This is a genomic window from Halorubrum salinarum (assembly GCF_013267195.1).
Classification (GTDB): Archaea; Halobacteriota; Halobacteria; order Halobacteriales; family Haloferacaceae; genus Halorubrum; species Halorubrum salinarum.
Window position 1 is genome coordinate 1661748 of sequence record NZ_CP053941.1, and the last position, 26919, is coordinate 1688666.

Sequence of the window (26919 nt, forward strand, 5' to 3'; positions counted from 1 at the left end):
ATGAGCTGGAAGGAGGCCGCCGAACCGGTGCTCTCGCGGATGCCCGTCGTGGAGCGGCCCGCGGGGCACGTCCCGTTCAAGCGGAAGCTCACGTGGACGGCCGGAATCCTGATCGTCTACTTCTTCCTGACCAACATCAACCCGTTCGGGTTGGCGGTCGGGCAGGGGTCGGACTTCTTCGGGCAGTTCCGGTCGGTGCTGGCCGGATCGTCCGGGTCGCTGTTGCAGGTCGGTATCGGACCGATCGTCACGGCGTCCATCGTCCTCCAGCTGCTGGGCGGTGCGAACCTCCTCGGACTCGACACGGAGAACGACCCGCGTGACCAGGTCCTCTATCAGGGCCTCCAGAAGCTGCTCGTGATCATCGTCTCGGCGCTGACGGCGGCGCCGATGGTGTTCACCGGGAGCTTCCTCCCGGCCGACGACGCGGTCGCGAGCGCGCTCGGCATCGGCACGTTCGGCGTGCAGCTGCTGATCTTCGCGCAGATCTTCGTCGGCGGCATCCTCATCCTGTTCATGGACGAGATCGTGAGCAAGTGGGGCGTCGGCTCCGGCGTCGGGCTGTTCATCATCGCGTCGGTGAGCCAGCAGATCGTCGGCGGCTTCTTCAGCTTCTCGGCGCTCGGCGCGTCCGGCTTCTTCGCGAGCTGGTACGGCGTCATCTTCGGTAGCGTACCGGTGTCGATGTCGCCGTTCACCGCCGAGGGGCTCCAGAACCTCCTCTTCGACCCCGGGAACATCTTGGCGCTTTTCACCACGGTGTTCATCTTCGGGATCGTCGTGTACGCGGAGTCGGTCCGCGTCGAGATCCCACTGTCGCACGCCCGCGTGAAGGGCGCCCGCGGACGCTTCCCGGTGAAGCTCATCTACGCGTCCGTCCTGCCGATGATCCTCGTTCGCGCGCTGCAGGCGAACATCCAGTTCCTCGGCCAGATCCTCTCCTCGCAGTGGGCGGGGATGCCGGCGTTCCTCGGCGAGTACAGCGACGCCGGACAGCCCATCTCCGGGCTGTTCTACTACCTGAACCCCATCCAGAGCCGCGGACAGTGGATGTGGTTCCTCGGCGAGATCCCGGCCTCCGTGGAGCCGTGGATGATCGCGGTCCGGCTCGCCGTCGACCTGACGTTCATGATCGTCGGCGGCGCCATCTTCGCGATCTTCTGGGTCGAGACCACCGGCATGGGGCCGGAGGCGACCGCGAAGCAGATCCAGAACTCCGGGATGCAGATCCCCGGGTTCCGCCGGAACCCGCAGGTCGTCGAGAAGGTCATGGAGCGGTACATCCCGCAGGTGACGGTCATCGGCGGCGCCCTCGTCGGGCTGCTCGCCGTGATGGCGAACCTGCTCGGCACCATCGGTCAGGTCTCCGGAACCGGGCTGCTGCTAGCGGTCTCTATCACGTACAAGCTGTACGAGGAGATCGCGGAAGAGCAGCTGATGGAGATGCACCCGATGATGCGCCAGATGTTCGGTAACGAGTAGCGCCCCGCGACATCCACCTTTTCGCGTCGAGTACCGCCCCTCCCAGCCGCCGGTTCGTCCGTTCGACCGGGGATCTCCGCGTTTATTGTCCCGGCCGACCAACCGTGCGGCATGGCAGACACGATCCTCGTGCCGCTCGAACTCCCGGACCCCGAGCCGCTGTCGCCGGTGCTCATCGAGGACCTCTCGTCGCTGGACGTCGTGGTGCTCGGGCACTACGCCCTCCCTGAGCAGACGCCGGCCAGCTCCGCCCGCGAGCAGTTCGGCGAGGCGGCGCGGGCGACCCTCGACGAGGTCGCCGGCGCGTTCGCCGACGCGGGGGCGTCCGTCCGGACGCGGCTGGTGTTCGGGAAGGACCGGGCCGCCGCGATCCAGCAGGTCGCGACCGACGAGGGGTGCGCCGCCGAACTCGACCCCGCGCCGACCGACGGCGTGCGGCGCATCCTCGTGCCGCTCCCCGACGTGGCGGAGTTCGAACGGCTCCCGCGGTTCATCCGCGTGTTGAGCGAGGACTCGACCCAGCGGATCACCCTGTTCCACGTCGTCGAGGGCGAGGAGGCCCGCGAGCGCGGCGAGGAGATAGTCTCCGAGACGCGCGACCGCCTGATCGAAGACGGGTTCGACGCCGCCGCGCTCGACACGCTGGTCGTCGAGGGCGACGAGCACGACGAGGAGATCCTCCGCGTGGCGGCCGACTACGACGCGGTCGTGATGTACGAGCCGGCGTCAACCCTCGGCGATCACGTCTTCGGCACGCTCGCCGACCGCATCGCCAACGAGACCGACGACCCGGTCATCGTCGTCGACCGCGACTACTGACGCGGTCCGGCGCGGGGGCGGTCGGCCGCTATCGTTTGAGGCCAGCGGAGCGCCGAGTGAGTACGGCGCCCGGTACCGAGAACGGGCGTCGCCGTCCGGGCGGCGTTACGCGTCGTCGCGCCGGTCGGACGCGTCGTCGTCCTCGCCGTCGCTCCCCTCGTCCGCCGCTTCGATCTTCTCGCTGACGGTCTCCTCGACAGTCTCCTCGACGGTCTTTTCGACGGTTTCCTCGACTTTCTCGCCGACCGTCTCTTCGACTTTCTCGCCGACCGTTTCCTCGACGGTCTTTTCGACGGTTTCCTCGACTTTCTCGCCGACCGTCTCCTCGACCTTCTCCTCGACGGTCTTCTCGACGGTCTCCCCCACGGTCTCCTCGACCTTCCCCGTGACCTCCTCGCTGACGGTGTCGCTCACGTCGTCGGCGACCTCGCTGACCTCCTTGTTGACGGTCTCGCCGACGCTCTTTTCGACCTCTTTGCTCACCGTCTCCTCGACCTTCTCGCCGACGGTCTCCTCGACGGTCTTCTCGACTTCCTTGCTCACCGTTTCGCCCACGGTCTTTTCGACCTCCTTGTTGACCGTTTCGCCGACGGTCTTCTCGACGGTCTCGCCGACGGTCTTCTCGACTTCCTTGTCGACGGTCTCGCCGACGCTCTCTTCGACCTTCTTGCCGACCTGGTCCGCGACCTCGCGGGTCATCCAGTCCGGGTCGAACCGCGCCATCTTCCAGACGACGTGGACCACGTAGGAGGCGAACACCCCGATCCCGAACGCGATCGCCACGTTGTTCATCTGCGTCGTCGCGATCAACACGATCGACAGGACGATCAGCGCGCCGTACGCGATGTCGGTTATCGCGTCCACCCGCGCCGGACTCACCATCCTCGCCCCTCCGTTCCGTCGTCGACTGCGGCGGGCCGTCCCCGCGTGGCGTCTCCGTTCATACGGTCACCTTCCGCGCCGACGGCGTAAAAGCCACTCATTGTCTCCGTCCCCGGGCGCCGTTCGACGCTTCGGCGGTCCGCCGCTCCCGGAGCGGGGCGCTTTTAGCCCGGATGGCCGAACCGACGGTATGGACATCGAAGAGGGCGGACTCACCGTCTCCGTCCCGGAGGCCCGCGACGGCGCCAGCGAGGGCACCGGCGGCGGCGTCTTCTTCAACCCGACCCAGGAGCTGAACCGCGACGTGACGGTCGCGACGCTGCGCGCCTACCGCGACCGCGAGCCGCGCGCGGCCTCGTACCTCGACGCGATGGCCGCCTCGGGGATCCGGGGCGTCCGCGCGGCCGCCGAGGGGTACCGTGTCACCTGCGCCGACGTCGACGATGAGGCGGTCGAGCTCGCCGCCGCGAACCTCGACGCCAACGACCTCGACGGCGAGGCGGTCCACCGCGACGTCAACGCCCTGCTGTACGACGAGGGGCCGTTCGACGTCGTCGACCTCGACCCCTACGGCACGCCGATCCCCTTCGCGGACGCGGCGTTCGCGAACGGGCGCAACCTGGTCTGCGTCACCGCCACCGACACCGCGCCGCTGTGCGGCGCCCACCTCAACAGCGGCATCCGGAAGTACGGCGCCGTCCCGCGGAACACCGACTACCACCCGGAGATGGGGCTCCGGACGCTGATCTCCGCCTTGGTCCGGACCGCCGCGCGCTACGACAAGGCGGCGACGCCGATCCTCTCGCACGTCTCCCGGCACTACGCGCGGACCTACCTCGAACTGGAGTCGGGCGCCCGCGCGGCGGACGACTGCCTCGATGGCGTCGGGTACGTCGACCACTGCGAGGACTGCCTCTGGCGCGCGGCGACGCCGGGGCACGTCGCCGACCCGGTCGACGCCTGCCCGGAGTGCGGGGGCGACCGCGTCCTCACGGCCGGCCCCATCTGGCTCGGGCCGGTCGCCGACCCCGACTTCGCGCGCGCGGTCCGCCGCGAGGTGACCGACGACATGGGCGAGGCGAAGCGCGCGCGCAAGCTCTTGGGCACCGTCGCGCGCGAGCTCGACACCCCCACGCACTACGACCAACACCGGCTGTACAAGCAGTGGGGCGAGCCCGCCATCGGGATGGACGAGTTCGTCGAGCGCCTGCGCGCGGCCGGCCACGAGGCGAGCCGCGCGCACTACCGCGGCACGGCGGTCAAGAGCACGGCCTCCATCCCCGAGATGCGCGAGGCGGTCCTCGGCGACGACGCGGACTGACGGCGCCGCCCCCGGCGGGGGCCTCGTCTCGCGGCCGCCACCCTCTCGCTTTTGTCGCGGTCGGCCGAAGGGGGGGCGTGTCCCGACACTCGCGCACCGCGTTCGGCACGGTCCGGCGCGTCGCCGACCTCGCGATCGACCGCCAGGTGACGTTCCTCGCCGCGGCCATCGCCTACTACGCGTTCGTCTCGCTCGTCCCCGCGCTCCTGCTGCTCGTCGTCGTCGCCACCGCGGTCTTCGGCGAGACCATCGCCGCGCAGCTGGTCGCGGCGACCGGCGACTTCCTCACGCCGGCCGGGGAGGAGGCGGTCGTCGTCGCGGTCTCCTCGGCCGGCGGCCGGACCGGCGCGAGCCTGCTCGGCGTCGGGGTACTGCTCTGGTCGACGCTGAAGGTGTTCCGCGGGCTCGACACGGCGTTCGTCTCGCTGTACGGCGGCGACCAGACGCCCGGGTTCCTCAGGCAGGTCGCGGACGCCGCCTCGGTCGTCGTCGGCGTGGGTCTCGGCCTCGGCGCGATGGTCGCCGTCGGCGCGTTCGTCGCGGCCGCTGACGCGCTCCCGCTGGTCGAGACCGCGAGCGTCCTCGCGTTGCCCGCCCTCCTCGCGGTCGTGTTCCTCCCGATGTACTACCTGCTCCCGCAGCCGGCGGTCGGCGTCCGCGAGGCGCTGCCGGGCGCGGCGTTCGCGGCCGTCGGCTGGACGCTGCTCCAGGCCGGGTTCCAGGTGTACGCCGCGGGCGCCGCGCAGTACCAGGTGTACGGCGTCATCGGCGGGATCCTCCTCCTCGTCACCTGGCTGTACCTCGCGGCGGTCGTCGTCGTCCTCGGCGGCGTGGTCAACGTCGTGCTCGCCGACCGCGGCGACGACGGCGAGGGCCGACCGACCGACCGGGACGCCGGCCCGGCCGGCCTCCCGAACGACGCCGCGGACCGGCAGTTACAACAGGACCGCGACCGACCCACGGGTATGAACGGCGAGTCGGACCCCGACGGGGACGACGGCGAACGGCCGCGCGGCGCGCCGGACGTCGCCGCCCTGGAAGCGGAGGTCCGCGAGCTGCGGTCGCAGCTCGACGAGTTCGAGGACGACGTGGAACGCCGCACGGTCGACAAGCCGGAGGTCGAGTCGGAGCTGAAGCGGTACGTCCGCTCGCGGATGCGGCGCGGTCACGCCCGCGGCTGGGGGCCGTACCTCGTGCTGCTGTACGGCACCGTGCTGACGCTCGCGGCGCTGACCTCGCTACAGGGGATCTACGCGGTCGGCGCCATCGTCGTCCTCGGGCTGTCGACGCTCGGGCTGTACACGATATTCGTCGTCGTCGGCATCGGCCTCAACCTGATCGAGACGCCCGGCAAGGCGCTCGACTACGCCCGCCGCCGCGGCGATGACTGACGCGACGACCGCCGCGCTCGCGACGACCTCCGGAGTGACCGACCCGTGACCGGGATCGTCGCCGCCGAGCGCGGGCTCGGCGAGACCGCGGTCGTCGACGCCCTCCCCGAGTTCGTCGTCGTCCTCTTCGCGGCCGTCACTCACCTCGCGGACCCGTGGTTCCTCTTCGCGCTGCTCGCGGTCGGCTACTGGTTCGCGAGCGAGGGGGTCGCGGGGTCGCCGCGCCGCGCCGGCGCGACGGCCATCGCGGCCGTCACCTGCGCGTACGCCGCGACGGCGCTCGGGAAGGCGTGGTTCGCGGTCCCCCGACCGCCCGGCGCGATGCCGCCCGCCGACGTGCCGACGTGGCTCCCAGCGCTGCTGACGGGGTGGTACGAGGCGCAGGTGCTCTCGGACGGGTTCGGCTTCCCGAGCGGCCACGCCACCGGCGGCGCGGCCGCGTACCTCGCGCTGGCGCTGCTGTACGACCGGCTCTGGACGGACCGCGCCCGCTACCTCGCCGCCGGGGCGGTCGCGGTCGCCGTCGCGGCCTCGCGGGTGGTCATCGAGGTCCACTTCCTCGTCGACGTGCTCGCAGGGCTCGCCGTCGGCGCGGGGACGGTCGCCGTCGCGCTGTGGCTGGCCGGCGACCCGCGGGTCCGCCGCTCGGCGAGCGCGGAGACGGCCGCCGGCCCCACCGCCGACCTGAACCCCGCGCCGGCGTTCCTCCTCGCGGCGGTCGTCTCGACCGGCGCGCTGGCAGTCGCCGTCGCCGGCGGGTACACCGGCGAGGTCGTCGAGGCGGGGATCGGGATCGCCACCGGCGCCGGCGGCGCGGTCGGCTGGCGGCTCGTCGAGGGCGACGAGCCCGCGGTCCCGGTCCGGGTCGCGGTCCCGGCGCTCGCGGTCACGGGCGGGCTCTGGGTCGGCGCCTACGCGCTCGCGGGGACGCTCCCCGTGACGCTGGTCGCGACCACCGCCGCCGTGGTCGCCGTCGTCGCGTTGCCGGCGCTGCCCCGATACGCGGGCCGGACGGCCTGAGCGGTCTCGACGTTCGTCCACGCGCCGTAGCGGCCCAGCCGGACGTACCGGTGTCTGTCTGGGAGCGTGACGGCGAACCGCGAAAAAAATCGAAGGCGAGTCGAACGAGTGCTGTGCGCCGACGGGCCGGGCCGTCGCCTCAGAAGGTCTCCAGGTAGCGGTCCTCCTCCCACTGCGACACCTGGGTGAGGTACTCGCTGAACTCCTGGGACTTCGCCTCGGCGAACTTCTCGGAGGTGTGGGGCCCGAGCGCCTCCTGGAGCACCTCGTCGGCCTCCAGCTCCTCGACGGCGGCGCCGAGGTTCGGCGGCAGCGTCTCGATGCCGTACTCCTGGCGCTTCTCGTCGTCGAACTCGTAGATGTCCTCGCGGACCGGGTCGCCGGGGTCGGCGCCGGTCTTGATCCCGTCGAGGCCGGCGGCGATGAGCGACGCCATCCCGAGGTAGGGGTTACAGGACGGGTCGGGGCTGCGGACCTCGAAGCGCGCGGAGACGCCCGCGGCGTCGGGGACGCGGACGAGCGCCGAGCGGTTCGTGTCGGACCAGGCGACGTAGATCGGCGCCTCGTAGCCGGGCACCAGCCGCTTGTAGGAGTTCACTGTCGGGTTCGTCACGGCCGTGAACGCGGGCGCGTGGTTCAGGATGCCGCCCATGAACTGGTAGGCGGTCTCGCTCAGGTTGAACTCGTCGTCGTCGTCGGCGAAGGCGTTGCCGTCCTCGTCGAACAGCGAGATGTGGCTGTGCATGCCCGAGCCGTTGATGTCGGCGATGGGCTTGGGCATGAACGTCGCGTGGAGGTCGTGCTGCTCGGCGACGGCACGGACGACGGCGCGGAACGTCGCGATGTTGTCCGCGGTCGAGAGCGCGTCGTCGTACTTGAAGTTGATCTCGTGTTGGCCCTCGGCGACCTCGTGGTGCGAGGCCTCGATCTCGAAGCCCATCTCCTCTAACGTGAAGATGATCTCCTTGCGCACGTCGGACGCGAGGTCCTTCGGGGCGAGGTCGAAGTAGCCGCCGTTGTCGTGCGGGATCGTGGTCGCGTTGCCGTCCTCGTCCTTCTCGAACAGGAAGAACTCCGGCTCCGGACCGATCGAGACGGAGTAGCCCATCTCCTCGGCCTCCGCGAGGACGCTCTTGAGCACCTGCCGCGGACCGCCGGCGAACGGCTCGCCGTCGGTGTCGACGATGTCACAGATGAGCCGCGCGGCGCCGCTGTCGCCGTCGCCGTCGCTGCGCCACGGGAGCACCGCGAACGTGTCGGGGTCGGGGACGAGCCGCATGTCCGACTCCTGGATACGCACGAACCCCTCGATGGAGGAGCCGTCGAAGTAGATGCCTTCGGTGAACGCCTTCTCCGCCTGGTGGGCGGGCACGGAGACGTTCTTCACGACGCCGAGGATGTCGGTGAACTGTAGCCGCAGGAAGTCGACGTTCTTCTCTTCGATCTCGTCGAGTACAGCCTGTTCCTCGGCCGTGAGGCCGCCGTCCGGTTTCGCTTGTTCGTCCGTCATGTTCTGGACGTTTGATTCGTTATCTGCCAGTATAAAGGCCTTATCGCTTGGCGCATGAACCGCCGGACAGGCAAAACTGCTGGACGTTCGTAAAATTCTAAACCCCCGAAAGCGTGGTTGGGTGTGATGACGTACGAAAACCTCGACGCGAAGCTCATTAACTCGCTGCTCAGCAACGGCCGCGCGAGCCTCCGGAGCCTGGGCGACGAGCTCGACGTGTCCGTGACGACCGTCTCGAACCACCTCCGCGACCTCGAAGAGGAGGGCGTGATCCGCGGGTACACGCCCGTCGTCGACTACGACAAGCTCGGTTACGACGTGACCGCGGTGCTCCAGCTCAAAGTCGAGGGGAGCGCGCTGCCGGACGTCACCGAGAAGCTGCGCCAGGAGAAGCAGATGGTGAGCGTCTACGAGGTCACCGGCGACTACGACGTGATCGCCATCGGGAAGTTCACCGACACGGACGGCATGAACGACCAGATCAAGTCGATCCTCACGGACGCCGACATCCGCGAGTCGAACACGAGCGTCGTCCTCAACGCGGTCACGGAAAACGAGCAGTTCGACCTCGACGTCGAGGAGTAATTCGCCCCGGATTCGGACCGATTCCCCGCCTACCGCTCTCGCCGCTCCGCCGCCGCCTCCAAGACCTCAACCGCCGGGAGCGGCTCGCCGGTCAGCGCGCGGATGTACGCGCCGCCCGCGATGGAGACGTGCGAGAAGTCGTCCTCGCTCAGGCCGTACATCTCGATGGCGCGCGAGGTGTCGCCGCCGCCGACGACCGAGAAGCAGTCCGTCTCGGCGATGGCCTCGAGGACGCCGACGGTGCCGTCGGCGAACCGCTCGTCCTCGAAGACGCCGAGCGCGCCCTTCACGAAGACGGCGTCGGACTCGCGGATCGCCGGCTCGTAGTCGGCGACCGTCGCGGCGCCCACGTCGAGGAACGCCTCCCGCTTCTCCTCGACGTCGTCGACGGCGACCTCGGCGCGGTCGCCGTCGGCCCCCTCGTACGCGAGGTCGCTCGCGAGCCGGACCGCGTCGCCGCGCTCGTCGAGGACCGACTCGATCAGCTCGCGGTTCCCCTCCCACTGCTCGTCGAACAGGTCCATCTCCCCCACGTCGCGCCCGACGGGGTGCCCCGCGGCGCGCAAGAAGAGCTCGCCGGCGACGCCGCCGAGGAGGAAGCGGTCGACGCGGTCGTCTAAGGCGTCCATCACGCCGATCACGTCCGTCGCCTTCGTCCCGCCGACGACCATCGTGACCGGCCCGTCGAACTCCCGGGTCGCGATGGCGGTGTTGGCCTCGTACTCCGTCTCCATCACGCGGCCCGCGTACGCGGGGAGGGCCAGCGGGAAGCCGACCAGCGAGGCGTGCTTCCGGTGGGCCGCCGAGTACGCGTCGTTGACGTACGCGTCGAAGCGCGGGGCCAGGGTCCGGACGAACTCGGTCTCAGCCTTCTCCTCCGGCGACGCCTCCGGGAGCTCGTCCTCGCACATCCGGGTGTTCTCCAGTAAGAGGACCTCGCCCGGGCCGAGCGCGTCGATGGCGTCCAGCGCCGCCTCGCCGTACGTGTCGGCCACGAACGCCACGTCGCGGCCGACGTGGTCGGCGAGGATGTCTGCGTGACCGGCGAGCGACGTGAAGTCGTCGCGGCCCGGGCGTCCCTGATGGGCCATGAGGACGACGCGGTGGTCGGCGTCGGCCAGCTCGCGGACGGTTTCGGCGTGGCGCTCGAACCGGCGGTTGTCCTGCGGCTCACCGTCCTCGATGGGGGAGTTGAGGTCCAGTCGGACGAGGACGCGACTGTCTGCCGGGAGGTCGTCGATGGTGTCGAAGGTGGGCATGGGTGAACGGTCGTCGATGGGTCACTTAAGCGGTGGCGCTCCGGGGCGCGGTGCCGTCGGGAAGCGGTTCGGGGCCGGGCGGGAGGCCGCGCTTACGCCTCGTCGTGGACGTACGCGGCCATGTCGAGCATCCGGTTCGAGAAGCCGTACTCGTTGTCGTACCAGGTGAGGATCTTCAGCAGCTTCCCGCCGGCGACGACGTTCGTCGACTGGAGGTCGACGTAGCTGGAGAAGGGGAGGCCGACGATGTCGGAGGAGACGACCTCCTCGTCGGTGTAGCCGAGGACGCCCGCGAGCGGGCCGGAGTCCGCGGCGTCGCGGAAGGCCGCGTTGACCTCCTCTTCGGTGACCGTCTCGTCGAGGCTGACGACGAACTCGGTGATCGAGCCGGTGGGGACCGGGACGCGCATCGCCATCCCGTCGATCTTGCCCTCGAGCTGCGGGAGGACCTTCTGTGCGGCGCCCGCGGCGCCCGTCGACGTGGGGACGATGTTCTCCGCGGCGGCGCGCCCGCGGCGCCGCTTGCTCATCGGGCCGTCGATGAGGCTCTGCGAGCCGGTGTAGGCGTGGACGGTGGTGAGGGTGCCGGCGTCGATGCCGAACTCCGCGTCGAGCACCTTCGCGACCGGCGTGATGGAGTTCGTGGTACAGGAGGCGTTCGAGACCACGTCGTCGCCGTCGTACTCGTCGTGGTTGACGCCGTAGACGAGCTGTTTGACCGGCTTCTCGCCCTTCGGGGGCGCCGAGATGATCACGGTGTCCGCGCCGCCGTCGAGGTGCGCGCTCGCGTCGTCGCGGGTGCGGAAGACCCCCGTACACTCCAAGGCGACGTCGACGTCGAGCTCGTCCCAGGGGAGGTCCGCGGGGTCCTGAACGTTGAACAGCGGGACCGACGTGCCGCCGACCGTCAGCTCGTCGCCGTCGCGCTCGACGCCGTCGAGCCGGCCCATGACGGTGTCGTACTTCGCGAGGTACCCCATGTCGTCGAAGTCCATCACGTCGTTGATCCCGACGAGCTCGATCCGCGGGTGCTCTACCACCGCGCGGAACACGTTGCGCCCGATGCGACCGAAGCCGTTGAGCCCCACCCGCACGACCTCGTCGTCGCTCACGTCGTCACCGGCAGACAGATACGATTTACTCATGTTCGAAAAAGCCGAGACGCAACTACTTAAATCCGGCCCAGTCGCGCCGAGACCGTCATAATCGTTGGAATTTGTTACGCTCGGTGTCGCCGATCGCCGGCGCGGTCGGCCGAGCGCCGTCGCCCGACGCCGACCGCCGGTCCCCCGGCACGGGGCGGATAGCGGCCGATACGGCGACCGACAGAAGGCTTATCGGGGTCACCGACTTCACGGAAGGTATGGACAGAGACGACCGCGACGATCCGTTCGGAGACTTCTTCGAGGAGATCGAGCGGATGATGAACGAGATGGCCAACGCGGACGCCCCGTCGGCCGACGACGCCGGGTTCGGCTCCGACACCCACGTCGACGCGTACACCACCGAGGAGTCGGTGCGTCTCGTCGCCGACCTCCCCGCCGTCTCGAAGGACGACCTCTCGCTGCGCTGCGACGGCGACGCGCTCACCATCTCCGCGGTCTCCGACCGGCGCGAGTACGACGAGACGGTCGAGCTCCCCGCCCCCGTCGACGAGCACTCCGCGGACGCGACGTTCAACAACGGCGTCCTCGAGGTCTCGTTCGACCGCGACGACGACAGCGCGTCGATCGACCTGGTCTGAGTCCGCGGCCGCTCGCCGCCGCTCCGTTACTCCCCGTTCGCCGTCCGTCGGATCAGCGCCGCGAACCGGTCGTAGAAGCCGTCCTCGTACTTCGTCGCGGCGTCGACGGTCGGCCGCGCGTTCGTCTCGTTGACGACGAGCCGGTCGCCCGTCGCGAGCAGGTCGACGCCGAGGTAGTCGATCCCGAGCGTCGCGGCCGCGCGCTCGGCGAGGTCGCGCGCCTCGGGGTCGAGGTCGACGCCGCGGGCGGTCGCGCCGCGGTGGACGTTGTGCTTCCACCGGCCGGCCGCGAGCGCGTCGTCGTCGAGGACGCGCTCGACCGCCCCGGCGTACGCGCCGTCGACGACCATCGCCCGGTAGTCGCGCGCGTCGGGGAGGTACTCCTGGATCAGGTACGACTTGTCGCCGGTGGCGCGGTAGTCGTGGATCAGGTTCAGGTAGTCGACGACGCCGAGCAGGGAGTCGAGGTCGGTCGCGGTCGCGACGCCGACGCCCCGGGTCGCGGAGTTCGGCTTCACGACGACGGGATAGGAGAACTCCGCGGCGGCGTCGACGACGGCCGACTCGTCGACGGGGTTCGACACGAGCGTCGTCTTCGGCGTGGGCAGGCCCGCGGCCGACAGCGTCGCGAGCACGCCCGCCTTGTTCCGCGAGGTCACGACCGCGTCCCGGCCGTTCACCCACGGGACGCCGAGGCGCTCGTCGACGACCGCGCCTTCCATCAGGCGGGTGGGGTAGACGAGTCCCACGTCGAAGCCGGCAAACTCGTCGGAGTCGGCCGGAACTCCCTCGCCGGTCTCGTCCTCCGAGACCCGCAGCGTCCGCTCTTTCGCCTGAACGTGGCCCACGTCGATGCCGCGGTCCGCGAGCGGCTCGCGCACGCGCTCGAACGTCTCCGCGTCGGTGGTCATCGCGAGCCGGAGCATACGCTCGCTGGGGCCCGTTCGGACTTAAAAACCGCGTGAGCGGTGCGACGACGGCGGCGAGCACACCGACAGGTTACGGTACGCGGTGGCGCGTGCCTGCGAGCGGCCGCCGGATGCGGTCGCGAGACAGCACGCGCGAGGTCGCCGGCGGCGGAGCCGCCGGCTGCCAGAGAATCTTCGATTCTCGCTGGGGTCGCTGGCTCCCGGAGCGAAGCGGTGGGTGCCAGCGGCGAGGCCGGGGCTTTGGAGGCGATCGCGGTCTACCCGGTGTCAGTGATTTATAAACACCCGACCAGGTACTTGACGATGTTCTCAACCGGTCTACGTCTACCGATCTATTGTAGGTGGCCTTCCTCGCGGAGCTGTTCCGCCTCGCTCTTCTCGTAGCGCCACGAGATGTCGGCCTTCTCGTCCTGCCAGTCCCACGGCTCGACGAGGACGATGTCGTCTTCGCGGATCCACACGCGCTTCTGCATGCGACCGGGGATGCGGGCGGTTCGCTGTTTCCCGTCCGCGCAGCGCACCTTGACCCGGTTCGCGCCGAGCATCTCGACGACCTCCGCGAACACCTCGTCGTCGTCGGGCATCCGGAGGTCGTTCCGACCGCCGCCGTCTCCGTTGCTCATGCGTACGCGGTGATACGCGCTCGTCGAAATAAAAGGGCCGCTCTCCGCCGGAGCGCGCATCCGCCCCTTTTAAGCACGACCGACGACCACCCGACGACATGCGTGACACGCTCGGACTCGAAGGCATCGCCGGCCTCCTCGCCGTCGTCGTCGCCGTCGGTATCATCGCCGTCCGCGACCCGGTCATCGCCGGGGCGATGATGGTGCTGATCGCCGGCCTCGCGCTGATCGCGAAAGGACTCGTCGACACCGCCATGCGGTCGTTCGGACTGAAGTGACGCCGCCGCGGTCGCCCCGAGCGCGGAATCCCGGCGTCCCGAAAGAGTCATAATCACCGACCGTTCCCCTCCGGTATGGTCGAAGTACCCGCCGTCGCGGTCGAACTCGTCGAACTCCTCGCCGTCACCCTCGGCGCCGGCGCGGCCGCCGCGGTCGGCGTCGTGCTCGAACGGTTCGGGCTCTCCGCGGTCTCGGGCGGCGACCTCGTGCTCGGCGCCTGGGCCGTCGGCATGGGACTGCTCGCGCTGTACGTCGGACTCGTCGGGCTCGGCTACGAGCAGGCGCTCCCGCGGCTGCGTCGGCTCGCGAGCGGCGAGTAGGACCCACTTCTCCCCTCGGTCCCGCACGCTCCCCGAGCGCTCACAGCTCTCCGTCGGCCGCCAGCTCGCGCACCCGGGCCGCGCGCTCGCGGATCGACTCCCACTCCGCGTCGTCCTTGTCGTCGACGTGCGAGTACATCAGCCCCATCCGCCCGGTGCCGCGCAGCGTCTCCTCGTTCTCCTTCAGGAAGTCCCAGTAGAGCGCGTTGAACGGGCAGGCGCCCTCGCCCGTGGTCCGCGAGACGGCGTACGGGCAGTCCGCGCAGTGGTCGCTCATGCGGTTGACGTAGCTCCCCGAGGAGGCGTACGGCTTCGAGGAGAGCACGTCCGTGCCGAACGATCCCATCGCGACGACGTTCGGCGTCGTCACCCAGTGGTACGCGTCGACGAACCCGAGGTGGAACCACTCGTTCAGTTCGGCCGGGTCGGCGCCGTACACCAGCGCGAAGTTCGACAGCACCATCAGCCGCTCGATGTGGTGGGCGTAGCCGTACTCGCGGACATGGTCGACCGCCTCGGAGAGACACCGCATGTCGGTGTCGCCGTCCCAGTACGCGGGCGGCAGGTCCCGGCCCTGCTCCAACCGGTTCGCGTCGGCCAGCTCCGGCATCGCCTCGCGGTAGACGTGGCGCACGAACTCCCGCCAGCCGATCACCTGCCTGATGAACCCCTCCGCGGCGTTGAGCGGGACGGGCGCCGGGTCCGTCGACTCCGCGCCGTCCCCGCCGTCGGCGTCGTTCGCGCCGTCCCCGCCGTCGCCGAAGTCGTCGAGCGACGCCGTCGCCCCGCCCGACGCGCCGTGCTCCGCCGGGTCGTACCCGCCCGGCTCGACCCCGCGCTCCGCGTAGGCGCGCTCGACCGCCCGGACCGGCTCGCGCGGGTCGAGCAGCCCGAGGTTGATCGCCGGCGAGAGCACCGAGTGCGAGAGGAACGGCTCGCCGGCGACCATCGCGTCCTCGTAGCGGCCGAACGCGGGCAGCCCGTCGCGGACGAACGCGTTCAGCGCCTCCAGGGCCTCCCCGCGGGTGACCGGCCACGCGAACTCGTCGAGCGAGTCGTTGCCCCACGTGTCGAACCGGTCGCACACCCACGCGTGGGTCTCGCGGGTCAGCTCGTCCGGCTCGAACGTCGGCCGCGCCGGCGGCTCCCAGTCGTCCGGCGGGGTCTCCTGGTTCAGGTCGTCGTAGTTCCACTCCCCGCCGACCGGGTCGCCGTCGTCCATCAACACGCCGGTCTCGCGGCGGACGTGTCGGTACCAGTTCTCCTGTCGGTAGCTCCGCTCGGCGGCGCCGTCGTCGCCGACGAGCGGTCCGTCGTCGCTCGCTCTCGACTCCCCCGCCCACTCGCGCCAGTCGCCCGGCGTCGTCCAGAACAGCTCGTTGTCGACGAGGTCGAGGGTCCCGCCGCGCTCGGCGACAAGCTCGCGGAGCCGCTCGCCGGCGCCGTGGCTCGCGGGGCGCATGAGCCGCAGTCGCGGGCCGTCGCCGCCGTCTCCTCCGCTCGGGTCCCGCTCCGCGAAGAACTCGTCGAGCCCCTCGCCGAACGACTCGGCCCGCACGTAGGTCACGTCGTGGCCGCGCTCGCGGAGCTCGTCGCGGAAATGCCGCATCGCCGCGAACACGAGCGTCAGCTTGTGGGCGTGGTACGGCCTCCGGTCGGCGAACCCGTGGGCCTCGATCAGCAGCACGTCGTCGGCCGCGTCGAGGACGTCGAGGTCGGGGTTGAGCTGGTCGCCGAGTAGCCAGCAGGTCGTCCGGTCGCTCACGGTACCGATCCACGGGCGCCACCGACATAGCTCCGGCGGCGCCGCGGATCTCCCCGATCGCCGAGCGTCCAGCACCGCCGCGGCATCCGCGGCTTTTTGTCGCCCCCGCGTGTCGGGCGGGTCATGGACGAGATCCTCACGAACTGGCTGCTCGGCCTGATCGCCGCCCTCCTCGCCGTCCTGGTGCTCGACTCGACCGGCCAGTCTTTCCTCGCGCCGCTGGCGCCGGTCGCGAACGTGCTCGCGCTCGTGACGTTCCTCGCGTTCGTCATCCTCACTGGCGCGTTCCTCGTGTACACCGCGTCGTTCCGCAACTGACGCGCCGACGCCCGCCGGCGGTCTGACCGATTCCCCGCGTCCCCCGCCGCCGCGCGTAGCTTTTTGCCGCGCCTCGCACTGATCGAGGCATGGAGTACACGACGCTCGGGAACACGGGGACGACCGTCTCGAAGATCTGCCTCGGCTGTATGAGCTTCGGGGACCCCGACTGGCGCGAGTGGGTCCTCGACGAGGAAGAAGGGAAAGAGCTGGTCGAGCGCGCGATCGAGCTCGGCGTGAACTTCTTCGACACCGCCAACATGTACTCGAACGGCGAGAGCGAGCGCGTCCTCGGCGAGGCGCTCGACGGCTACGACCGCGACGAGTTCGTCGTGGCGACGAAGGGGTACTTCCAGATGGACGAGTCGAACCCGAACTCGGGCGGGCTCTCGCGGAAGGCGATCGAACAGGAGCTGTCGAACTCTCTCGACCGGCTCGGCACCGACACGATCGACCTCTACCAGATCCACCGCTGGGACGACGACACCCCGATCGAGGAGACGCTGGCCGCGCTCGACGACGCGGTGCGGCGCGGCGACGTGCGATACGTCGGCGCCTCCTCGATGTGGGCCCACCAGTTCGCGGAGTCGCTCCGCGTCAGCGAGCGCGAGGGGTACGAGCGGTTCGCCACGATGCAGAACCACTACAACCTCGCGTACCGGGAGGAGGAACGCGAGATGCTCCCGCTCTGCGAGAAGGAGAACGTCGGCGTGATGCCGTGGAGCCCGCTCGCGCGCGGCTACCTGACGCGCCCCCACGAGGAGGTGGACGCCACCCTCCGCGGCGAGACCGAAGAGCACCTCTACGCGCACCCGTACCGCGAGGGCGGCGGGCGCGAGGTCAACGAGCGCGTCGAGGAGCTTGCCGCCGAGAAGGGCGTTAAGATGGCGCAGATTGCCCTGGCGTGGCTGTTCCACAAGGAGTGGGTCGACACGCCCATCGTCGGGACGACCAGCGTCGAACACCTCGAAGACGCGGTCGAGGCGCTCGACGTCGACCTCTCCGACTCGGACGTCGAGTGGCTCGAAGCGCCGTACGAGCCGGTCCGCGTCTCCGGCCACGAGTAGGAACGACGGGCACGGAGGGCCGCCGTCCGCGGCCTAAATGGTGTTTTAGGGATATGCCGGCAAGCTATTTGTGTGGTAAACAATAGCACGCACCTATGAGCGACGACGGCGACCGCTCCGCGGTCCGGTCGAGCACGGAGTACGCCCGCGCCCGGAGGCGGTGTCCGAACTGCGGCGACCGCGTGCCCGCGGCCGGCCGGAACACGGAGGCCACGGAGTGTCCGAACTGCCACCGCATGGTCCGGACCTGACGACCGGCGAGGCCGCTCGACGACGACGTATAAATACACCGTCGCGGACGCCACGGCAACCCTTTTCGGCGGCGCCGCCGAACCGTGGCGCATGGCAGACGACGACGCCACCGACCCCGAGAACGGCGAGGCCGGCGAACAGGGCGACGCCGCCGACGGCGACGACGGCGAGGAGAAGTCCTTCCGCGAGCGCGTCGAAGAGATCCGCGAGCGACGCGAGCAGGAGCGCGAGGAGGGCGACCGCCCCGACCCCGAGGAGATGATGGGCGGCGGCGGCCCGCCGGGGATGGGCGGTGGCGGCGGCGGTAACCCATTCGCGCAGATGATGTCCGGCATGATGGGCGGCGGCGGTCCCGGCGGCGCGGGCGGCCCGCCCGGCATGGGCGGCGGCCCCGGCGCGCAGGGCGAGCAGGGCGCCCGCGGCGACGACGGCGGCAACGAGGAACTCGTCCGCGAGGTGCGCCAGCTCCGCGACGAGGTCCGCGACGCGACGCGCCAGCTCCAGCGCATCGCGCAGGCGCTCGAAGACGACTGAGCCGCCGACAGTTCCCGCGCCGTCTTCCTCCGCTTTCGGCTCCCGAACAGCGGCCCGTCTGTCGGTCTTCTGGACAGTAGCGGTGCGCCCGAGGAGATCCGCGTGCCGCAAAAAATCCGCGTCGCCGACCGCTCGTTACCGCCGTTGCCCGTCTAACACTCCGACCAGCCGCACGACTCGCACGTCTTACAGCCCTCGGAGTAGTAGAGGTTCATGCCGCCGCACTCGGGGCACTCGGGCGACTCGCCCGCCGCGATGAGCTCCTGCGTCGAGTCGTCCGCGCCCGCGGCGTCGTCCTGCGCCGCCGGCCCGGGCCCGCTCGGAGCGTCGGTCGCCGTGCCGGCGTCGACCGCGCCCCCGTCGGTCTGACTCGGACGACCGGCGCCCGACGCGGCCTCCTCGACGTCGTCGAGGCTCTGTTGCTGCGGGATCCCCTTGTCGACGTCGTCGTCGAGGTAGCGCCGCAGCGCGGTGCCGATGGCGTCCGGGATCGACTGGATCTGCTCGCCTTTGTCCCAGGCGACCTTCGGGCTCCGGGTGCCCTGGAGCTCGTCGACGATCTCCTCGGGGTCGACGCCGGAGCGCAGCGCCGTCGAGATGACCTTCGCGAGCGCCTCCGTGAAGGAGTTGGTGTAGCCGCCGGAGTGGCCGATGTTCGCGAACAGCTCGAACGGCAGCCCGTTCTCGTCCTCGTTGATGGTGACGTACAGCTTGCCGTAGCCCGTCTCGACGCGCTGCGTGACGCCGTTCAGGGAGTCGGGACGCGGGCTGCGCTCGCTGTAGTCGATCCGGGGCTGCTCCGTCGCCTCGAGGAGGTCCGCGACCTCGGCGTCGATCGCCGCGCGGACGTCCTCGTTGTCGAGGAACGCCTCGACGCCGCCGAACACGTCGTTGATCTGCTCGACGATGGTCTCGGCGGCCTCGGTCTCGTCGGCGAACTCGGTGTTCTGCGCGCGGGTCGTGAGCACCTGCTTCGAGCGGGTGCCGTCGCGGTAGTAGGTGACGCCCTTCCCGCCGTTCTCGTAGATGTACTCGAAGACCTCCTTGGCGTCGCCGAGCGTGGAGTCGTTCGGCGCGTTCACCGTCTTCGAGATGGCGGAGTCGACGCCCTTCTGACAGGCGACCTGGACGCCGGCGTGGTCCTTCGCGGAGAGGTCGCCGGTGACGACGAACAGCTCGCCGATCGCGTCCGGCACCGTCTCTAACCCCTCGACGCCGTCGAACGCGTTCTCGGCCATCTGCTCTTGGGCCTCCTGCTTGACCGCGTCGACGTCGACGTCGTTGGCCTCCAGGGTGCGCAGGAAGTAGTCGTCGAACTCGACGAGCATCTCGTCGCCCTGGACGTCGTCGGAGACGTTCTTGTAGTAGGCGACGTTGTAGATGGGCTCGCAGCCGCCGGTCGTGTTGCCGATCATCGACGTCGTGCCCGTCGGGGCGATCGTCGTCGTGTTGTGGTTGCGGATCGGGAAGCCGTCTTCCCACTCGTCGGCGTCGAGCCCGGTGTAGTGCTCGAACCAGTCGCGGTGTTCGGTCGGGTTCGCGTACTTCGAGTCCGCCCAGTCGTTGAACGTCCCGCGCTCCTCGGCGAGCTCGTGGGAGGCGAGCTTCGACTCGTGGTTGATGTGGGTCATCAGCTGCCGGGCGATCTCGTTGCCCGACTCGGAGCCGTAGCGGACGCCGAGCTGGACGTACAGCTGCGCGAGCCCCATGATCCCCAGCCCGATCTTCCGCATGTCCCGGACCTTCTGTTCGATCTCCGGGACTGGGAAGTCGGACATCGTGACGACGTTCTCGAGGAAGCGCGTGCCGTACGCGATCCGCTCGTCGAACTCCTCGAAGTCGATCGCCTCGTCTAAGAACGCCTCGACGGCGTCCGCCTCGGAGTCGTACTCGTCGGCGTGCTCGTCGGACCAGACGCGCCAGTCCGGCGCGTCGAGGTCGGCGAGCGTCGAGAGGTTGATGTGGCCGAGGTTACACGCCTCGTACTCTTCGAGGGGCTGCTCGCCGCAGGGGTTCGTCGCGAGGATCCGGTGGTCCGGGTGCTCCTCGACGTCGAAGGAGTGCTCCTTGTTGATCCGTTCGAGGTATACGACGCCCGGCTCCCCGTTCTCGTGGGCGCCCTCGATCATGTGGTCCCAGATCTCGGCCGCGGGGACGGAGAGCTCCTCGCCGACCTCGACGTGCTCGCCGAGGCCGAACATGTCGTACAGCTCCTTCGTCTCCGGCGTCGCGACGTGGGGCTTCTCGGTGCGCGGGTTGGTGAAGGTGAACTCCTCGTCGTTCTCCAGCGCCTCCATGAAGTCGTCCGTGACGCCGACGCTGATGTTGAAGTTCGAGAGGTGGCCCTCGACGGCGTTCCGGAGGTGCTCGGGCACCTTCCCGTCCTCGTCGATGAGGTCGCGGGCCTCCTCTAAGGCGTCCGCGAAGGAGTTGTGGGTGAAGTCGTCGGGGTCGTTCAGGCGCAGCGAGTGGGCCAGGGAGACGTCCTTGTTCTTCGCGTGGATGAACTGGATGACGTCGGGGTGCGAGATGCGCATGACGCCCATCTGGGCGCCGCGGCGCGCGCCGCCCTGCGCGATGGTCTCGCACATCTGGTCGAACGTCCGCATGAACGTGATCGGCCCGGACGCGATGCCGCCGGTGGAGCCGACGGAGTCGCCGTACGGGCGGAGCTGCCAGAACGCGTACCCCATGCCGCCGCCGGACTGGAACACCTCGGCCGCCTCCTTGGCGGTCTGGTGGATGTCGGTGATGTCGTCGCCCGGCGAGTCGACGAAGCAGGCGGAGAGCTGCTGGAGCTCGTCGCCCGCGTTCATCAGGGTGGGGGAGTTCGGCATGAACGAGAGCGACTCCATCCCCTGCCGGAACGTCTCCGCCGTCGCCTCGACGTGGTCGCGCACGTCCTCGGGCAGCTCGGGGACGACCGTCTCGTACGCGAACTTGTTGACGTTGTGAGCGGTGAGCGTCGTCTCTGCGTCGTCCGCCGCGGTCGTGCCCGCGCCGAAGACCTCCTCGGCGAGCTCGTCGCGTCGCGGGTGGTCGGGCTTCAGCTGGTCGGGCGTGACGGTGACCTCGACGCCCTGCTTCTCCGCCTCGAAGACGGCCTCCGCGAGCGCGACGTTGCGCGCGACGCGGTCGAACAGCTCCTCCTGGTCTTCCGCCGGCTCGCCGTCCGCGTTCTTCCGGAGGTAGCGCGCGGGCAGGATGTTGTGGTAGGCGTTGCCCGTGAGCCGCTCCTCCATGGTGTCGCCCGTGGTGCGTTTGATCGGTAGCTCGACTCCGTCCGCGGTGACGCCGTCGCTGCTCATTCGGCGGCCACCCCGCTGGCTTGGCGTGGGATATGGGTCATCTGTAGTGTTGGTGTACTGGCGAGGCGGGCCCTTGTAGGTTCGGATGTTCGGACCCGCCCGGCATCTACATGTCCGATTCGGTATGTAACGTCGGTCCGGCGCGTCTGACGCTGACTACGGTACGTCGGCAAGGAACGGACTCCGTACACATAAGCATGGGCAGACCGGAGTGAAACTGGTCTCCGCACGGCCAAACCGAGCGACAGAAGCGGCCTCCCACCGGAACAAAAGGGGGGTTGCTAGGCGGTGATTCTCGCGGTAACGACGGCCGCTCGTCCCTCTGTGTCCGTCGTCGGACGGAGCGCGCGTCGGACTCGACGCAGTTCTTGCCGCCGATATATCAACGATCGACAACTGGGTCCGCCCTCGTCCCACAAGCTTATGCCCGGCCTCGCCGTGACCCCGGACATGACCGCACCGTCGCTCGCGCTCGCGGGACTCGTCGCGCCGGCACAGGCCGCGCTGCTCGGCAGTCAGGTCGGCCAGCTGCTGGTCGCCTTGGTCGCCGTCGCGCTGATCATCGTCGTCGGCAAGTTCGTGCTGAAGCTCGCGTGGCGGCTCGTCACGATCGGTATCGTCGTCGTCGCCGCGTTCTACCTGCTGTCGACGCTGGGCGTCGTATAAGGAATCGACGGGGCGCCGTCCCGCGAACGGCGCGGAACGGCGGACGGGCGTCCGGCTTACTGGAACGCGGCGCCCGGCTCGGCCTCGTCGCGGTCGACCTCCGACCGCTTGAACCGCTGTTCTATCTCCTCGTAGCGCTCGCGCGTCTCGGGGGTGACGCTCGGGTTCACCTCGCGCAGCGCGTCCTCGAAGTGGGCCATCGTCACGCGGACGTTGCCGACGGACTCGCCGACCTCCTCAGGGGTGACGCTGCCGATGAACTCCCGGGAGGCGTTCATCGACGCCTCGCGGGCGACCGCCTCGATATCGGCGCCCACGTAGCCCTCGGTCCTGCGCGCCAGCGCGTCGAGGTCGACGTCGTCCGCCAGCGGCTTGTTCCGCGTGTGGACCTCGAAGATCCGGCGGCGCGCCGTCTCGTCGGGGACGGGCACGTGGACGTGCCGGTCCAGCCGCCCCGGGCGCAGCAGCGCCGAGTCGATGAGGTCCGGGCGGTTCGTCGTCGCGATGACGACCACGTCCTCCAGCGATTCGAGCCCGTCGAGCTCCGTCAGCAGCTGGGAGACGACGCGCTCGCCGACGCCGGAGTCGCCGGAGTTCTTCCCGCGCTCGGTGGCGATCGAGTCGATCTCGTCGAAGAACACGATCGTCGGCGCGTTCTCCCGGGCCTTGCTGAACACCTCGCGGACGCCCTTCTCGGACTCGCCCACGTACTTGTTCAGCAGCTCCGGCCCCTTGATCGAGATGAAGTTCGACTCGCTCTCGTTGGCGACCGCCTTCGCGAGCAGGGTCTTCCCCGTGCCCGGCGGGCCGTACATCAGGACGCCCTTGGCGGCCTCCATGTCAAGCTCCTCGAACACCTCGGGGTACTCCAGCGGCCACTGGATCGTCTCGCGGAGCCGCTCTTTAGTGTCTTCGAGCCCGCCGACCTGGTCCCAGCTGACGTCCGGGACCTCGACGAACACCTCGCGGAGCGCGGAGGGCTCGATGCCCTTCATCGCCTCCTTGAAGTCCGCCTCGGTCACCTGGATGCTGTTCAGCACGTCGGCGTCGATCTCGTCGCTCTCGAGGTCGATCTCCGGGCGGATGCGCCGCAGCGCGTGCATCGCGGACTCCTTCGCGAGCGACTCCAGGTCGGCCCCGACGAAGCCGTGGGTGTTCTCGGCGTACTCGTCTAAGTCGACCCCCTCGGTCAGCGGCATGTTCCGCGTGTGGACCTGGAGGATCTCCTTGCGGCCGTCGCGGTCGGGGACGCCGACCTCGATCTCGCGGTCGAAGCGGCCGCCCCGGCGGAGCGCCTGGTCGATGGCGTCGACGCGGTTCGTCGCCCCGATGACGACGACCTCGCCGCGCTCCTCGAGCCCGTCCATCAGCGAGAGGAGCTGGGCCACGACGCGGCGCTCCACGTCGCCGCCGGCCTCCTCGCGCTTGGGCGCGATGGAGTCCAGCTCGTCCATGAAGATGATCGCCGGCGACTCCTCGGACGCCTCCTCGAACACCTCGCGGAGCTGCTCTTCGCTCTCGCCGTAGTACTTCGACATGATCTCCGGGCCGGAGATCGTGTGGAAGTTCGCGTCGATCTCGTTGGCGACCGCCTTCGCGATCAGCGTCTTCCCCGTGCCCGGCGGGCCGTGGAGCAGGACGCCCTTCGGCGGGTCGATGCCGAGCCGCTTGAACAGCTCGGGGTGCCGCATGGGCAGCTCGATCATCTCGCGGACCTGTTCGAGCTCGTCGTCGAGCCCGCCGATGTCCTCGTAGGTGACGTCGGGGCCCTCGCCGGTGCCGCCGGCGGTGTCGCCGCGGTCGGCGATCTCCTCGGCGGATATCTCCGAGATCGAGATGTCGGTCTCGTCGGTGATGACGACCGTGCCGCCGGGGCTCGTCTCGGCGATCTTCATCGGGACCGCCTGCGACTGACCGCCCATCAGCCCGAAGCCGAGGGAGGTCCGGATCGTCTGCCCCTCGGTGACGGGCTGTCCGGAGAGCTTGTCGCGGATGAACGGGGCGATCTGTCCCCGCACCCGCAGCTGGCTCGGGAAGGCGATCGTCACCGCGTCCGCCCGCGAGACGTCGACGTCCTCGACGGTGACGCGGTCGTCGATCCCCACGTCGGCCTCCTGCCGGAGGCGGCCGTCGATGCGGATCACGCCGGTGCCGTCGTCCTCGGGGTAGCCGGGCCAGACGCGGGCGATCGCGGCCCCGTCGCCGCCCTCGACGCGGACGATGTCCCCGCCGGAGAGCCCGAGCTCCTCGGCCGCGACGCGGTCGATCGCCGCGAGGCGGCGACCGGCGTCCTTCTGTTTCAGCGGCTTGACGGTCAGCTTCATCGCTCGCCCTCCACGGTGAGCACGCCGTTGTTCACGGCCGCGTCGGCGGCCGTTCCGGGCAGCTCGAACTCCGATTCGACCGGCCCGTCCGGTCCCTCCACGACGACGATCGCCGTCTCGCCGACGGTGTCGACGGTGACCGCGTCGTCGTCGGCCCCAAGGTCGGCGGCGACGATCCACTCGTCGTCGTACTCGTACCGGCGCAACAGCGCGCCGTCGCCGGTCGATCGGGTCTGTATGTGATTCATCCTAACTACGAGTTAGTCGCACAAGTATATAAACTTGTTGCTCAAAATCGCATGACGTGAGTGTTTCCGAGCGTATCGGTAGTGTAGCGGTTCGGATCGAACCCCCCGGCGATCGGCCGCCGTCGAGCGATCGGATCCGCGGCCGGTTCGGGTCGCCGATCCGCGCGGCGGCCCCTCCGGCGTTTATACCGTTCGCCGCCGAACCGCCCGGACATGGAACGGGTCACCCACGACGGCCGCGAGACGGCGTACCGCCGCTTCGACCGCGGCGGCGACGGACCGACGGTCTGTCTCGTCCACGGCAGCGGCGGCACGAAGGACGTCTGGAAGTCGCAGGCGCGGCTCGCGGACCGCTTCCCCGCGGTCGCGGTCGACCTCTCCGGGCACGGCGACAGCGACGACGCGACGGCATCCGTCGGCCGCGAGACCCTCGACGCGTACGCGGACGACGTCGTCGCGGTCGCCGAGGCGACGGACGCGACCGTCCTCTGCGGGAACTCGCTCGGCGGCGCGGTCGCGCTGTGGGTCGCCTTAGAGCGGGACCTCGCGCTCGACGGCCTCGTCCTCGCCGGCACGGGCGCGAAGCTCGCGGTGGCCGAACCGCTCCGCGACGCGCTCGCCGACGACTTCGCGCGGGCGGTCTCGCTCCTCCACGAGCCGGACCGGCTCTTCCACGACGCGCCCGCGGAGTACGTTGAGCTCTCCGAGGCGGCCATGCGCGCCTGTGGGCGCGCCGTCACCGAACGCGACTTCCTGACGTGCCACCGGTTCGACGTTCGGGACCGGCTCGACGAGGTCGCGGTTCCGGCGCTCGCGGTCGTCGGGGCGCACGACGGGCTCACGCCGCCGGCGTACCACGAGTACCTCGCGGCGGAGATCCCCGAGGGGGAGTGGACCGAGGTCCCCGACGCCGCCCACCTCGCGATGCTCGAACGGCCGGCGGCGTTCAACGACGCGCTCGCGGGGTTCCTCGGCCGACTGTAGTCGCCGCGGCCGCGCGGACCGCGGTCACCGGTCACCGCGCGCACGCCCGCAACTCGGAGGCACCCTTTTAGTCCGCCCGCGCGTCGCGGAGCCACATGGTCGACAGCGACGAACGGGAGCCGGACACGGGTCGCGCGGACGGACCCGGGGAGCGAGCGGACGCCGCGGGCACCCCCGCCGAGCCCGACATCGAGGACCTGCTCGCGAAGCTCGACGCCCTGAGCGACACCGTCGACGAGGGCCACGAGCGCGAGAAGGTCAGGCAGACCATCTCGCTCGTCGAGCGGATGCCCGGGACCGGCGCGCTCGCCGAGCGGATCACCAAGTACACCTCCCGGGACCTCGCCGAGTCGTTCGTCGGCGCGGTGCTCTTCGCGCTCCCCCTGCTCGTCGAGGGCGGCGTCTTCGAGATCGCGGCCTGGTTCGCGGCGACGACCGTCGCGGGCGTCCCCGTCCTCCTGATCGGCCACGTGGGGTTCATCTTCGCCGCGACCGCCGGGCTCCTCTACTTCGCCGACTTCCGGCAGATCGCGATCAGACACCCGATCTTCGGGCTCATCCCCCGCCGGTACGCGGGCGTCCTCCTCGTTTCCTTGGCCACGTCGGCGAGCATGCTGCTGTTCTGGGGGCGGCTCCACGAGGGCGACCCGACCGCGCTCGAACGGGCCGGGCGGATCGCCGTCGTCTGGGCCGCCGCCGCGTTCGGCGCGGGGCTCGGCGACATCCTCCCCGGCGAGTCCCAGGGCGAGGACCTCGGGAAGTTCGACCTCGACATCGGCGACACCGAGTGACCCGTCGCGGTCGCGCGCGGCGGAGCGGTCGGCGGTCGCCGCGCGGTCTGACCGAATCCGGTCCGGGGGCGGATCCCGACTTTCCACAGCTTTTTCGCCGCGGCGACCCTACCCGTGTTCATGTCAGCGCTACGCGACGCGCTCCGGGACCTCCCGGACGCGGTGTTTGCGGACTTACTCGAATCGGACGACGGGTACGTCCTCGTCGTCGACCTCCCGGGCGCGGCCGCCGAGACGACCGAGGTGCTCGTCGAGGACGGGCGCATCGAGATCGAGGGCCGCCGCGAGAAGGCCGTCCCCGACGGGTTCGAGTACGTCCGCGAGGACCGCCCGCTGTTCCTCGACGCGGAACTCCCCCTCCCGACCGACGCCGACGGCGCCGGCGCCGACGCCGAGATCGACCGCGGCGTCCTCGAGATATCGGTCCCCAAGCGGGAGCGGGACGTCTCCCGGACCATCCCCGTCGACGACGCCGACGACGAGGGCGACGCCTGACGG

27 protein-coding genes are annotated in these 26919 nt (G+C 70.0%); 17 read left to right on the forward strand and 10 right to left on the reverse strand.

Annotated elements, in window-relative coordinates; all coding sequences use genetic code 11:
* The gene (gene secY / locus HPS36_RS08390) at positions 1-1482 is read left to right on the forward strand and encodes a preprotein translocase subunit SecY (RefSeq protein WP_173229770.1); all 1482 of its coding nucleotides are present in this window, start codon (positions 1-3) and stop codon (positions 1480-1482) included.
* Positions 1483-1593: 111 nt separating this feature from the next.
* Positions 1594-2301 (forward strand): universal stress protein, encoded by a 708-nt coding sequence (locus HPS36_RS08395; RefSeq protein ID WP_173229772.1) that lies wholly within the window; start codon positions 1594-1596, stop codon positions 2299-2301.
* A 105-nt stretch (positions 2302-2406) separates the two neighbouring features.
* On the opposite strand, the gene HPS36_RS08400 is transcribed toward HPS36_RS08395, so the two are convergent.
* Entirely contained in the window at positions 2407-3183 is a 777-nt protein-coding gene (locus tag HPS36_RS08400) for a hypothetical protein (RefSeq protein ID WP_173229774.1), read from the reverse strand.
* Between the two features lie 190 nt (positions 3184-3373).
* Here HPS36_RS08400 and HPS36_RS08405 point away from each other — a divergent pair, with 190 nt between their 5' ends.
* The 3 genes from HPS36_RS08405 to HPS36_RS08415 all read left to right on the forward strand — a co-directional run bounded on the left by HPS36_RS08405 (position 3374) and on the right by HPS36_RS08415 (position 6915).
* A complete protein-coding gene (locus HPS36_RS08405; protein ID WP_173229775.1) occupies positions 3374-4504 on the forward strand; it encodes a tRNA (guanine(26)-N(2))-dimethyltransferase in 1131 nt (376 codons plus the stop codon).
* 77 nt (positions 4505-4581) lie between these two features.
* The gene (locus tag HPS36_RS08410) at positions 4582-5895 is read left to right on the forward strand and encodes a YihY/virulence factor BrkB family protein (RefSeq protein WP_173229777.1); all 1314 of its coding nucleotides are present in this window, start codon (positions 4582-4584) and stop codon (positions 5893-5895) included.
* Between the two features lie 45 nt (positions 5896-5940).
* On the forward strand, positions 5941-6915 hold the full coding sequence (locus tag HPS36_RS08415; protein WP_173229779.1) for a phosphatase PAP2 family protein: 975 nt from the start codon (positions 5941-5943) through the stop codon (positions 6913-6915).
* Positions 6916-7054: 139 nt separating this feature from the next.
* Here HPS36_RS08415 and glnA read toward each other — a convergent pair whose 3' ends face one another.
* Positions 7055-8425 carry a type I glutamate--ammonia ligase gene (glnA, locus tag HPS36_RS08420; protein ID WP_053770537.1) on the reverse strand — a complete coding sequence of 457 codons (1371 nt, stop codon included), beginning with the start codon at positions 8423-8425 and terminating at the stop codon, positions 7055-7057.
* Between the two features lie 126 nt (positions 8426-8551).
* Here glnA and lrp point away from each other — a divergent pair, with 126 nt between their 5' ends.
* Positions 8552-9010 carry an HTH-type transcriptional regulator Lrp gene (gene lrp, locus HPS36_RS08425; RefSeq protein ID WP_004597351.1) on the forward strand — a complete coding sequence of 153 codons (459 nt, stop codon included), beginning with the start codon at positions 8552-8554 and terminating at the stop codon, positions 9008-9010.
* Positions 9011-9039: 29 nt separating this feature from the next.
* On the opposite strand, the gene HPS36_RS08430 is transcribed toward lrp, so the two are convergent.
* Positions 9040-10269, reverse strand: coding sequence for a phosphoglycerate kinase (locus tag HPS36_RS08430; RefSeq protein ID WP_173229781.1), 1230 nt, complete (start codon positions 10267-10269; stop codon positions 9040-9042).
* A 92-nt stretch (positions 10270-10361) separates the two neighbouring features.
* Positions 10362-11414, reverse strand: coding sequence for a type I glyceraldehyde-3-phosphate dehydrogenase (gene gap, locus HPS36_RS08435; RefSeq protein ID WP_137716942.1), 1053 nt, complete (start codon positions 11412-11414; stop codon positions 10362-10364).
* 218 nt (positions 11415-11632) lie between these two features.
* Here gap and HPS36_RS08440 point away from each other — a divergent pair, with 218 nt between their 5' ends.
* Positions 11633-12013, forward strand: coding sequence for an Hsp20/alpha crystallin family protein (locus HPS36_RS08440; protein WP_137716943.1), 381 nt, complete (start codon positions 11633-11635; stop codon positions 12011-12013).
* Between the two features lie 26 nt (positions 12014-12039).
* Here HPS36_RS08440 and HPS36_RS08445 read toward each other — a convergent pair whose 3' ends face one another.
* Together HPS36_RS08445 and eif1A are read right to left on the reverse strand one after the other, a co-directional pair.
* Complete coding sequence (locus HPS36_RS08445) at positions 12040-12939, reverse strand: ATP-grasp domain-containing protein (RefSeq protein WP_173229783.1); 900 nt, start codon at positions 12937-12939, stop codon at positions 12040-12042.
* 335 nt (positions 12940-13274) lie between these two features.
* The gene (gene eif1A, locus HPS36_RS08450; RefSeq protein ID WP_004597376.1) at positions 13275-13565 is read right to left on the reverse strand and encodes a translation initiation factor eIF-1A; all 291 of its coding nucleotides are present in this window, start codon (positions 13563-13565) and stop codon (positions 13275-13277) included.
* A 98-nt stretch (positions 13566-13663) separates the two neighbouring features.
* On the opposite strand from eif1A, the gene HPS36_RS08455 reads away from it, so the two are divergent.
* Together HPS36_RS08455 and HPS36_RS08460 are read left to right on the forward strand one after the other, a co-directional pair.
* Positions 13664-13843, forward strand: a complete 180-nt coding sequence (locus tag HPS36_RS08455; protein WP_137716945.1) for a DUF7470 family protein — start codon at positions 13664-13666, stop codon at positions 13841-13843.
* 75 nt (positions 13844-13918) lie between these two features.
* Positions 13919-14164 carry a hypothetical protein gene (locus HPS36_RS08460; RefSeq protein ID WP_173229785.1) on the forward strand — a complete coding sequence of 82 codons (246 nt, stop codon included), beginning with the start codon at positions 13919-13921 and terminating at the stop codon, positions 14162-14164.
* Positions 14165-14204: 40 nt separating this feature from the next.
* Here the strand turns inward: HPS36_RS08460 and HPS36_RS08465 are convergent, their stop codons facing one another.
* Entirely contained in the window at positions 14205-15929 is a 1725-nt protein-coding gene (locus HPS36_RS08465; protein ID WP_173229787.1) for a cryptochrome/photolyase family protein, read from the reverse strand.
* Between the two features lie 123 nt (positions 15930-16052).
* Here HPS36_RS08465 and HPS36_RS08470 point away from each other — a divergent pair, with 123 nt between their 5' ends.
* From HPS36_RS08470 to HPS36_RS08485, 4 genes are all read left to right on the forward strand, one after another.
* On the forward strand, positions 16053-16247 hold the full coding sequence (locus HPS36_RS08470) for a hypothetical protein (protein WP_137716948.1): 195 nt from the start codon (positions 16053-16055) through the stop codon (positions 16245-16247).
* Positions 16248-16336: 89 nt separating this feature from the next.
* Positions 16337-17314 (forward strand): aldo/keto reductase, encoded by a 978-nt coding sequence (locus tag HPS36_RS08475; protein WP_137716949.1) that lies wholly within the window; start codon positions 16337-16339, stop codon positions 17312-17314.
* Positions 17315-17409: 95 nt separating this feature from the next.
* Positions 17410-17565 (forward strand): hypothetical protein, encoded by a 156-nt coding sequence (locus HPS36_RS08480; RefSeq protein WP_173229789.1) that lies wholly within the window; start codon positions 17410-17412, stop codon positions 17563-17565.
* Positions 17566-17656: 91 nt separating this feature from the next.
* On the forward strand, positions 17657-18100 hold the full coding sequence (locus tag HPS36_RS08485) for a hypothetical protein (protein WP_173229791.1): 444 nt from the start codon (positions 17657-17659) through the stop codon (positions 18098-18100).
* A 152-nt stretch (positions 18101-18252) separates the two neighbouring features.
* Here HPS36_RS08485 and HPS36_RS08490 read toward each other — a convergent pair whose 3' ends face one another.
* The gene (locus HPS36_RS08490) at positions 18253-21408 is read right to left on the reverse strand and encodes an adenosylcobalamin-dependent ribonucleoside-diphosphate reductase (protein ID WP_173229793.1); all 3156 of its coding nucleotides are present in this window, start codon (positions 21406-21408) and stop codon (positions 18253-18255) included.
* Positions 21409-21831: 423 nt separating this feature from the next.
* Here HPS36_RS08490 and HPS36_RS08495 point away from each other — a divergent pair, with 423 nt between their 5' ends.
* Positions 21832-22074: a hypothetical protein gene (locus tag HPS36_RS08495; RefSeq protein ID WP_121563037.1), complete on the forward strand. Its 243-nt coding sequence runs from the start codon at positions 21832-21834 to the stop codon at positions 22072-22074.
* A 56-nt stretch (positions 22075-22130) separates the two neighbouring features.
* Here HPS36_RS08495 and HPS36_RS08500 read toward each other — a convergent pair whose 3' ends face one another.
* The gene (locus tag HPS36_RS08500) at positions 22131-24398 is read right to left on the reverse strand and encodes a CDC48 family AAA ATPase (protein WP_173229795.1); all 2268 of its coding nucleotides are present in this window, start codon (positions 24396-24398) and stop codon (positions 22131-22133) included.
* On the reverse strand, positions 24395-24646 hold the full coding sequence (locus tag HPS36_RS08505; RefSeq protein WP_173229797.1) for a DUF7127 family protein: 252 nt from the start codon (positions 24644-24646) through the stop codon (positions 24395-24397). The genes HPS36_RS08500 and HPS36_RS08505 overlap by 4 nt, the downstream gene beginning before the upstream one ends.
* Before the next feature lie 213 nt (positions 24647-24859).
* On the opposite strand from HPS36_RS08505, the gene HPS36_RS08510 reads away from it, so the two are divergent.
* The 3 genes from HPS36_RS08510 to HPS36_RS08520 all read left to right on the forward strand — a co-directional run bounded on the left by HPS36_RS08510 (position 24860) and on the right by HPS36_RS08520 (position 26916).
* A complete protein-coding gene (locus tag HPS36_RS08510) occupies positions 24860-25630 on the forward strand; it encodes an alpha/beta fold hydrolase (protein WP_173229800.1) in 771 nt (256 codons plus the stop codon).
* A gap of 95 nt (positions 25631-25725) precedes the next feature.
* Positions 25726-26421: a DUF2391 domain-containing protein gene (locus tag HPS36_RS08515; protein WP_173229802.1), complete on the forward strand. Its 696-nt coding sequence runs from the start codon at positions 25726-25728 to the stop codon at positions 26419-26421.
* Between the two features lie 120 nt (positions 26422-26541).
* Entirely contained in the window at positions 26542-26916 is a 375-nt protein-coding gene (locus tag HPS36_RS08520) for an Hsp20/alpha crystallin family protein (protein WP_121563032.1), read from the forward strand.
* The last annotated feature ends 3 nt before the right edge of the window (positions 26917-26919 follow it).